Origin of the sequence: Acinetobacter tibetensis, from assembly GCF_023824315.1 — a bacterium.
Lineage (GTDB): Bacteria > Pseudomonadota > Gammaproteobacteria > Pseudomonadales > Moraxellaceae > Acinetobacter > Acinetobacter tibetensis.
Map to the genome: position 1 here is coordinate 1,765,049 of NZ_CP098732.1, position 13,737 is coordinate 1,778,785.

General features: G+C 39.4%; 15 protein-coding genes and 1 tRNA gene. 4 read left to right on the forward strand and 12 right to left on the reverse strand.

Features of this window, described 5'->3' with window-relative positions:
• Positions 1–5 precede the first annotated feature (5 nt).
• From M5E07_RS08560 to ybaK, 12 genes are all read right to left on the reverse strand, one after another.
• Positions 6–764: an adenosylcobinamide-GDP ribazoletransferase gene (locus tag M5E07_RS08560; RefSeq protein ID WP_252218499.1), complete on the reverse strand. Its 759-nt coding sequence runs from the start codon at positions 762–764 to the stop codon at positions 6–8.
• Positions 761–1,366 carry a histidine phosphatase family protein gene (locus tag M5E07_RS08565; RefSeq protein WP_252218502.1) on the reverse strand — a complete coding sequence of 202 codons (606 nt, stop codon included), beginning with the start codon at positions 1,364–1,366 and terminating at the stop codon, positions 761–763. The genes M5E07_RS08560 and M5E07_RS08565 overlap by 4 nt, the downstream gene beginning before the upstream one ends.
• A 10-nt stretch (positions 1,367–1,376) precedes the next feature.
• A complete protein-coding gene (cobT, locus tag M5E07_RS08570; RefSeq protein ID WP_252218504.1) occupies positions 1,377–2,429 on the reverse strand; it encodes a nicotinate-nucleotide--dimethylbenzimidazole phosphoribosyltransferase in 1,053 nt (350 codons plus the stop codon).
• Positions 2,426–2,947, reverse strand: a complete 522-nt coding sequence (gene cobU, locus M5E07_RS08575; RefSeq protein WP_252218506.1) for a bifunctional adenosylcobinamide kinase/adenosylcobinamide-phosphate guanylyltransferase — start codon at positions 2,945–2,947, stop codon at positions 2,426–2,428. Before cobU ends, cobT begins: the two co-directional genes overlap by 4 nt.
• On the reverse strand, positions 2,929–3,573 hold the full coding sequence (locus tag M5E07_RS08580; RefSeq protein ID WP_252218509.1) for a 2'-5' RNA ligase family protein: 645 nt from the start codon (positions 3,571–3,573) through the stop codon (positions 2,929–2,931). The genes cobU and M5E07_RS08580 overlap by 19 nt, the downstream gene beginning before the upstream one ends.
• A 112-nt stretch (positions 3,574–3,685) precedes the next feature.
• Positions 3,686–5,821 carry a bifunctional mannitol-1-phosphate dehydrogenase/phosphatase gene (mtlD, locus tag M5E07_RS08585; protein WP_252218510.1) on the reverse strand — a complete coding sequence of 712 codons (2,136 nt, stop codon included), beginning with the start codon at positions 5,819–5,821 and terminating at the stop codon, positions 3,686–3,688.
• A gap of 273 nt (positions 5,822–6,094) precedes the next feature.
• Positions 6,095–6,331 carry a hypothetical protein gene (locus M5E07_RS08590; protein WP_116760598.1) on the reverse strand — a complete coding sequence of 79 codons (237 nt, stop codon included), beginning with the start codon at positions 6,329–6,331 and terminating at the stop codon, positions 6,095–6,097.
• A 477-nt stretch (positions 6,332–6,808) separates the two neighbouring features.
• Positions 6,809–6,885, reverse strand: a tRNA-Met gene (locus M5E07_RS08595).
• Between the two features lie 179 nt (positions 6,886–7,064).
• Positions 7,065–7,274 carry a cold-shock protein gene (locus M5E07_RS08600; protein WP_016167826.1) on the reverse strand — a complete coding sequence of 70 codons (210 nt, stop codon included), beginning with the start codon at positions 7,272–7,274 and terminating at the stop codon, positions 7,065–7,067.
• A gap of 170 nt (positions 7,275–7,444) precedes the next feature.
• Positions 7,445–7,666: a transposase gene (locus M5E07_RS08605; RefSeq protein ID WP_116760600.1), complete on the reverse strand. Its 222-nt coding sequence runs from the start codon at positions 7,664–7,666 to the stop codon at positions 7,445–7,447.
• A 239-nt stretch (positions 7,667–7,905) separates the two neighbouring features.
• Positions 7,906–8,643, reverse strand: coding sequence for a hypothetical protein (locus tag M5E07_RS08610; RefSeq protein WP_252218511.1), 738 nt, complete (start codon positions 8,641–8,643; stop codon positions 7,906–7,908).
• 238 nt (positions 8,644–8,881) lie between these two features.
• Positions 8,882–9,349, reverse strand: coding sequence for a Cys-tRNA(Pro) deacylase (gene ybaK, locus M5E07_RS08615; RefSeq protein ID WP_116760604.1), 468 nt, complete (start codon positions 9,347–9,349; stop codon positions 8,882–8,884).
• Positions 9,350–9,507: 158 nt separating this feature from the next.
• Here ybaK and M5E07_RS08620 point away from each other — a divergent pair, with 158 nt between their 5' ends.
• Genes M5E07_RS08620 through M5E07_RS08635 form a run of 4 tightly spaced genes read left to right on the forward strand, consistent with a single transcriptional unit; the run spans position 9,508 to position 13,734 of the window.
• Positions 9,508–10,158 carry a CDP-alcohol phosphatidyltransferase family protein gene (locus tag M5E07_RS08620; protein ID WP_252218513.1) on the forward strand — a complete coding sequence of 217 codons (651 nt, stop codon included), beginning with the start codon at positions 9,508–9,510 and terminating at the stop codon, positions 10,156–10,158.
• A gap of 22 nt (positions 10,159–10,180) precedes the next feature.
• Positions 10,181–11,935, forward strand: coding sequence for a bifunctional alpha/beta hydrolase/class I SAM-dependent methyltransferase (locus tag M5E07_RS08625; RefSeq protein ID WP_252218514.1), 1,755 nt, complete (start codon positions 10,181–10,183; stop codon positions 11,933–11,935).
• Between the two features lie 6 nt (positions 11,936–11,941).
• Positions 11,942–13,294, forward strand: a complete 1,353-nt coding sequence (locus M5E07_RS08630) for a phosphatase PAP2/dual specificity phosphatase family protein (RefSeq protein WP_252218515.1) — start codon at positions 11,942–11,944, stop codon at positions 13,292–13,294.
• Positions 13,291–13,734: a hypothetical protein gene (locus M5E07_RS08635; protein WP_252218517.1), complete on the forward strand. Its 444-nt coding sequence runs from the start codon at positions 13,291–13,293 to the stop codon at positions 13,732–13,734. The genes M5E07_RS08630 and M5E07_RS08635 overlap by 4 nt, the downstream gene beginning before the upstream one ends.
• Positions 13,735–13,737 lie beyond the last annotated feature (3 nt).

Consider the following 13,737-nt stretch of genomic DNA (forward strand, 5'->3'; position numbering starts at 1 on the left):
AAAACTTAAAATAAGGTAGTCATCGGCAAATAATTCAGACCGATCACAAATATCAACAAGCAGATTGTTTCACTTAACTCAATACTCGCACCAATGGTATCTCCTGTAATGCCGCCTAGACGTTGCAGGAACTTAGCACGTAGATAAAAGAATGTTAGTACCCATGCCAGTCCTGTAAGTAAGCCTATACCGTAAAAATACAAGACTAGACTCAAACTGAGTGCAATCACGCCATATACACGGCGCTTAGGCAAATGTGCTGCAATACTCGAACCTAATCCATTGGAACGAACATATGGTGTGCTCACAAATAAAGCCAAAGGCGAAATTCGCGCAAGCAACGGAAACAGTAATAAAGCCAGTGCTGCTTTCTGCTCTAGCAATACATATAAGGCAGACCATTTTAATACGCAGACAATAATTAAACTTAAAACCCCAATTGGTCCACAACTCGGGTCTTTCATAATACGAAGTGTGCGCTCCTTGTCTCCAAAGCCTCCGACCCATGCATCGGCAGTATCCGCCAAACCATCGAGATGTAAGCCTCCTGTCAGCCAAATCCAAAGCACCAGAATTAAACTTGAGAGTAGAACTGTAGGCAATCCTGACAACAACAGCGCCACGACATATAAGATCAGCCCTATAATTAGACCCACCAAGGGATAAAATAAAATCGAGTTTGCATTCTGCTCAGCCGTCGGCATTTCTTTAAGTTGAATTCGTAACGTAGTCAAGAACTGTAAAGCAATCAGAAATGGAGTCATATTAACTCCTTTAAAGCCAACATCTGTGTAACCGCGTCCCAATGAAAAGAATTGAGTTGCCCCAATTCCGCCGACATTTTCAACACATCATCCAAGGGTTGCTGTAACACCATACATTTTAACAGTTTGATGACACCGCCATGTGTGACCACCAATGCAGATTGCCAACCATTGAGCTGCATCTGCTGCTGTATGTTTGTTATTGCTGTACTGACTCGGAGATGAAACTGCTGCATAGTTTCCGCATTGGGAAGTGTAGTCTGCGTTGGTTTTTGCCAGAAGTCTGCCAAAGTTTCAGGAAATTGTTCATACAGTTGTTGGATCGACTGTCCTTCCCAATCGCCAAAATGCATTTCTTGCAGGTTTTTATCTAAAATAAGCGGTATATCCCGCTCTTTTACAAAGTGTTCCGCGAACATAGAACAACGCTGCAAGGGTGAGGAAAAGACTACATCCCATTGCTGAGGCAGAGTTTGAGATTGACCTATACTGCTCAGCATTTGTTGCCACCCCTTAGCTGTCAAAGCATCATCCAGTGAACCGCGCAGCGTATGACTCAGTTCACTTTCGCCATGTCGTAGTAGATCAATCTTTAAATGCATAGCAGATTTCCTAAATTTTCTCACCAATCACAGCGGCTTCTGCAAATGTCGCCATTTGATTATGTAAATGACATGCCAATTTAATAATGCCGAGTGCTGCACCTGCACCACTGGCTTCACCTAAGCGTAAATTTAACTTTAAAATTGGTTCTGCATTTAACTCTTGCAATAAGCGTTGATGCCCATACTCGGCAGATTGGTGTCCAAACAGCATCCATTCACGTACCGCAGGGTTCAGTTGGACTGCAACCAGTGCAGCAGCCGTACTGATAAAACCATCAATGACCATTGGTAGACCCAATTGCGCACAACGGATATATGCACCAACCATCGCAGCAATTTCTAAACCACCGACGGCGCATAAGGCTTTGAAAGCATCTTGCTGAACATCATCACGGTGTAATGCTACTGCACGGTCGATCACTTGTTTTTTATGTGCTAACTGCTCTGCACGAATACCCGTGCCAACCCCTGTAAGTTGTTCCGCAGCTTCATTGAGTAACATACATGCCAAAGCAGAGGCTGAACAAGTATTGCCAATGCCCATTTCACCCGCAACATAGATAGAGGCTTTTTCCTTTACGGCACGTTCGACACTTTGCTTACCCAAATTCATGGCTGCAATACTTTGTTCTTCTGTCATTGCAGGCTGTTTGGCAAAATTGGCTGTGCCTGGAGCAATACAATGGGTTTCTACGTGTGGATATTGATAAGCATCTCCCACCGTACCACAGTCAATGACTTGTAAAGTTGCCGCATATTCCTTGGCAATCACACTAATACAGGCACCACCCGTGGTGAAATTCAGTAACATTTGACGGGTCACTGCTTGAGGATAAGCGGAAATATTCTCTTCCATCACCCCATGATCGCCAGCAAAAATACTAATCCACGGCGCTTGAATATCTGGTTGATCTTTATTCTGCAAACTTGCCAATAAAATTGCGATACGTTCTAACTCAGACAAAGAACCTGTAGGCTTGGTGAGTTGTAATTGGCGCGCTTCTGCACGTTGTTTCGCTGCATCATTCGGTTGTTGACACGCCTCTAACCACCAGCTCATGATTTATCTCCTTTTAATTGCATTGATAATCCCGCCACACAAAACTGTACTTTATCGGCAAGTTGAGCCAGTTGTTGATGCAATCGCCCCGACTCATCCACAAACTTACGGCTTAACTCTCCCATAGGCACAACGCCTAAACCAGTTTCATTACTCACAAGAATAATTGTGGAAGATAAAGTCGGTAAAACGTCGAGTAATTTTTGCATCTGATGTGCCAATAAGTTTTGATCATCTGCCAATAAGAGATTGGTCATCCATAAGGTCAAGCAATCCACTAAGATCAGTTGTTCTGGCGCATCTATACGCTGCAAACAATCGGCTAAATACAACGTTTCTTCGCTGAGTTGCCAATGTGATGGTCGTTGCGATTGATGATGTTGAATCCGTTGCTGCATTTCAGCATCTAAAGCCTGAGCGGTTGCCACATAATGAACCTTAAGCCCCGAATCTTGTGCAATCTGTTCAGCCAAACGACTTTTACCTGAACGAGCACCTCCTAATATGAGTTGCAACATACGTCACCTAATGAAATGTTCTGTAGAGTATGTAAAGGGCCTTGTAAAACTTGAGCCTGATAATAACCAAACTTGATCTGGCTAATGTCAATTTCAAACTGCTGAGCAGGAAATGTGGCCATTTTGTCTAAAATACTTTGGCTGGGATACGCAGCGTTATATAGACCCACGGTAATATGCGGACAATAGCTTAATGCCGCAACTTCATCACTAAACTGGGCACATTGCGCTCTGATTTTTTCTAAAGCTAGGTCGGTATCTAAAACATCAAGATATAAGGCGCTACTGAAACTATTCAGAGCACCTATTTTAAGTTTAAATTTTTGAGGTAGATGTGATTTTAAGCACAGATATTGTTGTTGGAATTGCTGTTGTGTGAAGTCATCATCAAAAATGGCTTGATTTTGTGCTAAAAAACCGCAAATAAACAGTGTGATATGAAACTGACGTGTATTGGGAAATAACAAATATTCAGAGAAATAATCTTGAACTTGATTAAGATACAAAATCAACTCTGGATTTTGAATTTCGATATACCACAAAGCATATTGTTCCCGACCATGATGCCATTCGGGATAATCACGGCGGCTTGTCGGAACAACATGACTGATGTGATCTAAAGACACGTTTAATATCACTTTAAACTGCAAAGTGATATTAAAACACGTTATTTACCCAACTCATGCAAGGCAAAGTGTAGAAATACTCAGCTTCAACTGAAAATCAATCAAATTATGCTCAATTGAAGAGAGTTGCATCCAAATAACTTAAAATTTGCTTAGGATGAAACTGGTCTGGATGCTGAAGCAAATTCACCAAACCACATTTTAAATGCATGAATAAGGCTTGTTGCTGAGGAACAGTCAATAACAGTTGATCTACTTCATACTGCATCGCGGTCACAACCTCATCTAAAGGCATTTGATTATGCAAAATGGCATAGGCATAACCCAATATGGCACCCGCAACCAAGTAATCATAGGCTTGTCCATTTACAATGAGCTGCTGTACAGAAGATAGAACCCGTTCGCCTGACTCCAGCTTGCGTAAAGGATCTCGTGCTACCCGCGAACAAGGGTCTTTAAAGGCAAATTTACAAGAATCTGTAAAACTCTGCGTTAAACGATTCAAATCCGCTTCCCGATGTGGCAGTTGAAGCAATAAACCCAGCTTAACTTGTGCTAAAACCTGTTGGCTAAACTGCTGCACACGCACATCACCCATAGCAATCCCAATCGTTTCATGCCCCAATAAGCAGGCATACCACGCCAACAAGGCATGTGTCCCGTTCCATAAGCGATTTTTGATCAGTTGAATTTCGGAAATATCATCCACAACGATCATTTGTCGCATTTTACTCAGTAAAGGACTTTGATTTTCCACATAAATCGGCATATCCAATTCAGCATGAAATAATATTAAATCCATACTTTGTAAAATATGACCCGGTTGGAAATTACGGCGTAAATCATCGATATACAAAGAAGCCTGATGTGTCTGTGTGGAATCCAACTGAATACTTTCATCTAAATCAGCATTTTCATTTTCGACTTCTTCCTGAAACTGTTTAAAAATACTGTATTTAATTTTCAGTTGACGATACAAATTTTTCTGACTGAGCTTCGAGACCATACGGTTAACCACCGTATCGCAAAAATAATGTTGTTGTAAAATTTGCTCGGTCACTGCAATACTGGTTAATTCATTCAGTGCTTGTCGTAAATAATCAAGAAAGAGCTGTTTCGCATTCACCTTGTTCAGAATAATCAAAACTGTCAGCGGTTCTTTAGATTGTCGAGCTTGATGGTTATGTCGCTCATACAAGCCTTTAGCAATCATCTTCACCTCATGTACTAAAGCATTCTCAGGTAAACACACGGCGATCAAGCTGGATTCAACATACATATCCATCATTTGTGCTTCATCATCCGCATCAATCACCAACACATTACGAATTGCTTCGTCATAAGAGATTTGCCCATAGCGAATACAATAACCAGCAAAGGCATTCACTGCTTCACGGAACAAATGATTCCGTGTTGAAGCCAGTATGCGTTTTGGACGCGTATAACCGTCCCAGTGTGAAAGGACTTGTGCTAAATAACCGCCACCAATCGCACCAAATCCATGAATACCGACAGTTAGCTGATTTAAAGTTTGAGGAAAAGATTCTTGTAATTGGGGTAAATCTTGTTTGGCAATATAACCATCTAAATCTTTCAGATAGTCATACATGTTTTCGTAATAGTAATTGGCTTTGCCACGCATATTGGTATTTGCTGGCTTAATATCTTTGAATAAAACGGTAATACCTTTAGCATCAAATGCCGATGTCACACCATTTTCCGAATCTTCAAACATTAAGCATTGGTCAGCGTTTAAATTGAGCTTTTCCGCAGCGGTCAAAAAAATCTCTGGATGAGGTTTGCCCTTTTCAACCTCATCGCCACAGACCACCACATCAAAGAATTTATATACATTGGCATTAATCAAATATTCTTCTGCAATGGCACGGCGACTAGAAGTCGCTACCGCCATACGTAAACCTGACTTTCTTAAACGCTCTAGAACCTGAACAAGCCCCTTTTTAATTGGAACACCATAGCTACGTACAGACTCTAATTCCAATTCATCTGCACGTTTACGAATTGCTGCATAAGGAATATCTGCTCCATAGGTTTCCTGTGCCAATTCATGTGCTGTTGTGGCACTTAAGCCTAAACATGCCATTAAGTACGCATTGGAAAAAGACTGACCGATAAGTTCTTGAGATGCCTGTTTCAATGTTTGAAACCGAAGACGCTCAGTATCAAACATTGTTCCATCCATATCAAAAATAGCACCCAAAACAACATGCTCATGAAATTTCAGCATTTATGTTCCTCAAGTTATTGTTATGTACAGCCGTTAGCCTAATCAAATAAATAACAGTTGAGCAAAAATGACACGATATGAAATAATTTTGATCAAAAAGCACCCATAAAAACCTAAATTCGCCGAATTCATGTTTTATTTGTTTAATACTCGGTAAGTTTATGTAACAAAAAATCTACTTTGGCTTTTTTTACCAAGGATTTTTTAAAAACAATAAAAAAACCTACCCAAAATATTGAGTAGGTTAAATAATTAAAATTACAGCATCAAAAACTAATTTTTCATTAGAAAAGTTAATTCATAATCATCATGGGTAATTTTAACTCGAATACCTCGATAGCTACGCTTATCTGGATCTAATGCTGAATTAATTACTTCATCCGCGAACTTTTGATGAGCCATAAATTTTGCGTATAGTTTATATCCAACACGAATTTTCTTAATTTTTTTGTCTTTTGCTTCGTACTTATCTATGGTCTGATCTAAAAACTCTAAATTCAAGTCACTCACGTATTTATCCTCTATTGTTCTACTCTATACCTTGCTTACTTGTACCTGAATTGAGTTCAAATAACCAGTAAATAAAAAGTCCAACTCAAAATAGAGTTATAGAATGTAAAGCACTTATGAAGCTAAAAAGGCATCAAAAATTTCAGGCTCTTTTCGTACACTCGAATCAGTTAAAGTTTTATTTTAGAAAACAATCTGTGGTTGATTAAATTGATCTACAGAATCACTCACCACATAGGATCAAAGAGGCTCACAATAGAAAGCTCATAGAAGAACGATAAGAAGCAGCTCAGTCTTCCGCATAGCAGACATAACGATTAAATAAGCCAACATGACAATGAACCAACACTTTCACTGCAACACACACCTATAAAACACTGCATTCGATGTGTGGATTACTCGTCTCAAAGCGACCAATCACGCATAAAAAAACCCAATCTAATAAGATTGGGCTATAAACTTTGAATCTTTTCTCGTTGGTAGCGGGAGCTGGATTTGAACCAACGACCTTCGGGTTATGAGCCCGACGAGCTACCAGACTGCTCCATCCCGCATCAACGAGTTGACTTTATACGCCCTACTGGAAGATAAAGCAAACTTTATTTTAAATTACTTACTTATTGTGTGAAAAACAAACAGATTTGAATAAAATAACCAAACTCCATACTTTTCACTATGCAATAAAAAAGCCCGCCTAAAGCGAGCTTTTATACTTTAAGCAATGGATTAAAGCTTAGATTGCTGTAATACCACTAGCTTGAGCACCTTTTTTCCCTGCAGTAACAGTGAATTGTACTCGTTGGCCTTCTTGCAAAGTTTTGAAACCATTTGTTTGGATTTCACTGAAATGAGCGAATACATCTTCACCATTGTCAGCAGCAATAAAGCCAAAACCTTTAGTTTCATTGAACCACTTTACAGTACCAGTAGTTAAATTAGACATAATATATTTCCTATACGATTGAGCAAATAATAGAAAATAATTTATTAAACATAAACTTTTAATAAAATGCAGGATGAAAATCAACAACACAATAAAATCAGTAAACACAATAAAATTATTGTTCTAGCGCGCACAACTATACACGCTTTATTGACTAAATAATAGAATATTTAACTATTTAATTTGTAAAGTTTGTGCAGTGCGGTATAAAACGATTTACCATCAACATTGAGAGAGCATTTTTCACCAGACTCAAATTCAATCTGTTTGCCCACTTCGACCCAACTCACACCAGATAAATTATTTTGTTTTCGCTTCAGAGGGATAATTTTCACACGTATTTCATCGCCATTTATGGCTCTTGCTGTGGTCCAGCCATTTAAAAAAATCAACTTAATTACTCATATATTGAGCCTTTGCAAACAAAAAGTATTTCATAAATAAGACCATTCGGGAGTTTGGAGATTATTCTATAAAGAGGCATTTTGCCTAGAACTTATAATATTTACATCAGCAAAGCATGTAAAATGGATATCAGGACGTATCCAACTTTGGACGTGCATACTACGCGATCTAAGCTTGGTAAGCAAACTGCATAAAAAAGCCCATCTGATGATGGGCTTATACAAACTTATACCTTCGTCCCTTTACACACAATATCTGCTATTTTTCCAGCAGGCTCATTAAAAATGTAGATCAGATTAGGATCTGTGACACAGACCGAAGCCTGAAATAAATCTCGAACGAATAGCCAAATATTGAATTCTTTTGCTTCATTTAAATTTGATCTATTTGAATTCATTTGCTCATGCTGCTGAGCTGCCTGAGTAAAGATAGCACTCCAGTTTTTCCCAAATTTCTTCAAATCTGCTGTAGAGGTACCTCTTAAATCAATAATCTGATCTATCTGAGACGAGTTAGGATTATATACCGCGATAAAAGGGCCAGTTGAATACACCAACTTAGGGTTGAGCTTAACCAATTCACTTTCCGCAAGATTGTAGTCATATACCCTTAAAATCAAATCGCAATCACGGGTATTTTGCGACAAATTTGTTGTTACAGGCACTTTAGTTACAACCTGATGCTCAATAGCCACGCCTTCACTCGCCTCAACATCCTCGGCAGTTTCTAATTGTACAAAGCCCTCACACAGTGCTTTGTTAAATTTTTCGGCATTCACACCTTTATTAAAAAAGATCACGGCGGAAGGTCGGGTACTATGCGCAACAGGCGTTAAATCGGCCAATGATGTCGTGAATTGTCGAGTCATCACATCTGAGTCATGAATAGGTATTATCATAGCATCTGGTGGCGGAGGCGCTGTTACAGGTGCTACAGAACACCCCCATAAAGGCAAAAGACTCATGCATAGCGTTGCTATAATCCTACATTTACCCATCTTATTTCATCCCTGTTTGCTACATATTAAGGTCGGGCATATTATCATTCTGACTTTATCGAAACAAATCAGCTGATTAAATAATACAATCTAGACTCAAATCATAAAACGACTGCATGTACCTTTTAGCAAAATCAGATACCTGAATCATCAGGTCAGCAACACTTCAAAAATAAGCTTAAATTCATCTAGCAAAATATCGCAATTATTCATCAACCACATCTGCAAACACTGCACTTAATACTTCACGCAGATCTTGTGGTGCCAGCCCAATATCTAAGCCACGTTTTCCACCACTGACGTAAATCTTTGCTAAGGTTTGAGCACTTTCATCAATCACAGTTTTAAGTCTTTTCTTTTGTCCAATAGGACTAATGCCTCCAACCAAATAACCTGTTAAGCGCTCGGCATCTTTAGGATCGGCCATATGCACTTTTTTTGCCCCAACCGCAGCGGCTACTTTTTTTAAGTTTAGTAAATGATGTACTGGTAAAATCGCAACGTAATAGTTCTTATCATCAGTGACTAAAAGTGTTTTAAACACTTCCTCTACTTTTAAGTTCAGCTTTTCTGCTGCCTCTAAACCAAAACTTTTCGCATTGGCATCGTGCTCGTATTCATGAATAGAGAAATCAATTTTTTTGCTTTTTAGTAATTTGCAGGCTGGCGTCATCTTGCTTCTACTCTTGAAATAAACCGCATGATTATAGGCATTTCATAATCAAAATGTGAATTCTACTTAGGCTATTAGTTTTGAAATTCATCTAGCTTGAATTCAACTTCCTGAAATGGGTACAATTCAAGCAAAATACGATACTTAAAAAAAAGCCAATGCCTTCTATTTATCAGCTTAAACCTGCTTTTCAGAATTTATTACGACCTTTCGTTCGTCGCTTATATCAACATGGCATTATGGCAAATCAGGTTACTTTATTTGCCATGTTCATTTCGTTGCTTTTAGCAGGTTGGTTAGGTTTTATTTTTAACAAGCCAACACAGGCAAATGCTTTTTATTTCCTACTTGTTCCCATTTGGATGCTTATTCGCATGGCATTTAATGCAATTGATGGCATGTTGGCACGCGAATTCAAACAACAATCTAAATTGGGTGCTTATCTGAATGAATTGTGTGATGTGATTTCAGATACGGCGCTATATTTGTGCTTTATCGTTTTAAGCTGTATATCTGCGCCTTTACTGTTATGCGTCGTATTCTTAGCCATCCTCAGTGAATATGCGGGAGTCATGGCTCCTGTTATTGGTCAAGAACGCCGTTATGATGGGCCTATGGGGAAAAGCGACCGAGCTTTCTGGTTTAGTCTTTTGGCCGTCTTCTATACACTCAGCCAATATTTTTCAGAACATGTCACATTTAAACTACAACAATTAATGAGTAATGGCTTATTAGCCATCATTGCGCTTTTGCTCATGATAACCATCTATAACCGCATACGTCATGCGATTCAAAATACTTCACATTAATTGATCATTAGGACAATAAAGAATGCCTTATAACAATAGTCAGCAACATTTCATTAGCCATGATGGTGCATCCTTGTTCTATCAACACTGGGCTTCATCACATAACCCAGAGAAAAAAGCCATTGTGATGTTTCATCGTGGGCATGAACATTCGGGTCGTATGGCGCATTTGGTTGAAGAGTTAGACCTGCCTGATTTTGATTTTTTTGCATGGGATGCACGCGGTCATGGTGAATCACCTGGTGAACGTGGCGATGCACCCAGCTTTTCTGCTTGTGTGAAAGACATTCAATATTTTGTTCAGCATATTGAACAGACCTACGCTATCCCACCTGAAAATATTGCAATAGTTGCTCAAAGTGTCGGAGCTGTATTGGCAGCGACATGGGTACATGACTATGCACCTAAAATTCGTGCCTTATGTTTAGCATCCCCTGCCTTTGATATTAAGTTGTATGTCCCCTTTGCTAAACAAGGTTTAACGTTACTGAATAAATTACGCGGCAATTTCTTTATCCAAAGTTATGTTAAAGCCAAAATGCTGACGCATGATTTAGACCGTGCACAGCAATATGATCATGACCCGAAAATTGCCAGAGCCATTTCTGTACGTATGTTGCTTGGTCTGTATGATGCTGCCGAACGATTGGTTAAAGATGCCCAAAATATCTATGTACCCACTCAAGTCCTATGTTCGGGTGCCGACTTTGTGGTAGAGCAGAAACCACAACGAGACTTTTATGAACGTTTGGCGCATCCCAATAAAGAATTTCATGTTTTAGACGGCTTTTTTCACGACACTTTAGGTGAACAAAACCGTGAGATTGCCATTAAAAAAGTCCGTCGCTTTATTCAACAGTGTTTTGCACATCCTTATGATACGCCTGACGTTTTAAATGCCGATAAAATTGGCGCAAGTTGCTCAACTGCTGAACAATTTAGTCAGACACTACCAAAAACATCTCTTAAGAAACTGTTTTGGGATTTGACTCAACGTCAACTCAAATTTGGTAGTCAGTTTTCTAAAGGCCTTAAAATTGGCGAACAAACAGGTTATGACTCTGGCAGCACCCTAGACTTTGTCTATCGTAATCAACCAGAAAGCCAGAATTTACTGGGTAAAGTCATTGATCAACAGTATTTAAATGCGATTGGCTGGCGTGGCATTCGAGCTCGTAAACAAAATATCGAATCTCTACTGGAAAAATATGCCGCACTATTGGTTAAAAAACGTAAACCTGTTCGTATCTTAGATATTGCGGCTGGACATGGGCGTTATATTTTAGATGCGGTTGCACAATTACCTAAACAACCCGAATCTATTCTGCTACGTGATTATAGCGAACTCAATGTCAAAGCTGGGCAAACACTCATTCAAGAAAGAGGCTTAAACGAAATTGCAACTTTTGTTCAAGCCGATGCCTTTGATACGGCGTCTCTCGCAAACATTAAACCCAAAGCAACCTTAGCTGTTGTTTCAGGACTCTATGAGTTGTTTAGTGATAATGATTTATTACGTCAGTCCCTAGCTGGACTATATAAAGCCATGCTCAAAGATGGCTATCTAGTTTATACGGGACAGATTTGGCATCCGCAGCAAGAGTTTATTGCCCGTGCACTCACTTCACATCGTCAGGGCGAAGCATGGGTTATGCGCTTACGTTCACAGGCAGAGATGGATGCGTTAGTCGAACAAGCAGGTTTTAAAAAAATTGATCAATGTATTGATGAGTTCGGCATTTTTACGGTTTCTGTCGCGCAAAAAATTGAGTCGTAATATTCTATGCAGGCACTCACACATCAGGCAGGTACATGGAAATGGGGAATACTCTGCCTGTTATTTCTTGCCCCTTTTTTCTTTTTAAGTTACGGCTTTGCCAATCATTATGCTGCGGGGCTGAATTACGTTCCAAGCATTGTGTTCTCTTGGGAAAAATATATTCCACTATGGCCATGGACGATTGTTCCTTATTGGTCAATCGACTTATTTTATGGACTTTCGCTGTTGCTGTGCTGGAATAAATTTGAACTCAAACAGCATGTGTTGCGACTTTTCAGCGCGCAACTGATTTCTATTGGCTGTTTTTTATTATTTCCACTGAAATTCAGTTTTGAGCGCCCCGAACTACAAGGCTTCTTCGGTGTTTGGTTTGATATTCTGATGGGTTTTGATAAACCCTTTAATCAAGCCCCATCCTTACATATTGTCCTGTTAATGATCTTATGGGATTTCTATCGTCGACATGTGCCTTCCTCTTATCGCTGGTTTGTCGATCTTTGGAGTTTTCTCATAGGTGTATCGGTACTAACCACATGGCAGCATCATTTTATTGATATCCCGACTGGCATTTGGGTTGGGGCATTCTGTTTGTGGTTATTTCCGTTGTATGCATCATCTCCATTACAAACACAAAAAGTACAACAGCGAACTTTAAAGCATTTCAAGTTAGGCAGTTATTACCTCATTGCAGCACTCCTTCTGACATTTTTAGCTCTGTTTTTTAAAGGATGGATGCTTTGGTTGGCTTATCCCGCAAGCAGTTTACTTTTGGTTGCTTGCGCTTATAGCCTCAATCGTCCACATTTTTTTCAGAAACAACCAGATGGCACGATGAGCATTGCAGCGTGGGTTTTATTTGCGCCTTATTTTCTTTTCGCAAAACTCAATAGCCGTATCTGGACCAGAACACATCCCAACGATTCTTTAATTCTGACCAAAGAGAACACTCAGATTTTTCTAGGCAGAATTCCTTCAACTCAAAACATGCAGCAGTATGATGGTTTATTTGACTGTTGCGCTGAACTTCCTTTAGAACCACTACACGATTATCAACAATATCTAAGTCTTGACCTCATTCCATTACAAGCACAACAGCTAAATCTTGCAGTACAAGCATTGAATCAACTGATGTCTTCACAGTACGGCAATAAGAAAGTTCTGATTTTTTGTGCATTAGGATATTCACGCAGTAGCAGTATACTTGCTGCATGGTTGCTCCAAACTGGACATGCCAGTCGAGTGGATGATGCCATTCAAATCATTCGTCAGGCTCGACCTTGGATTGTACTGAATGCTCAGCAACTCGCAGCGATAGATACCTATCAAAAACAATATTTACAGCAGGCCAAGACATGAAGTTACTGATTGTCGCCAAGTTACTACAAAATACAGACGGTATCCGTCATGCAGGCTATGTCGCATTTACGCTTTCCGTGCTGTGCTATTTTTTTTATGCTTGGCAGTCGATTGGCGTTTATCTTTCTCTCATCGTTATTTTTATTTTATGTCTACTTCAACATTATCTGAGTATTCGAATTAAGTTCGATGCCGAGCTGCTAAGTTTGATGGGGACTAACTCAGAGCACATTGAAGATGCACAATCCATAGCACAAAAAACGCAAAAACTTGACCAGAGTTTACTCAAATTAGGACTCATTCCTGCTAAAAAGCAACAGCGTAGCTGGGATATTCGCATTCAAGGCTGTATGCGCTTATTTAAGCTTCATGTATTTCTGGTCTTATGCCAATATATCGTTTTAATATCGCTCATGATATTTTTATTACAACAAAAATAAAAC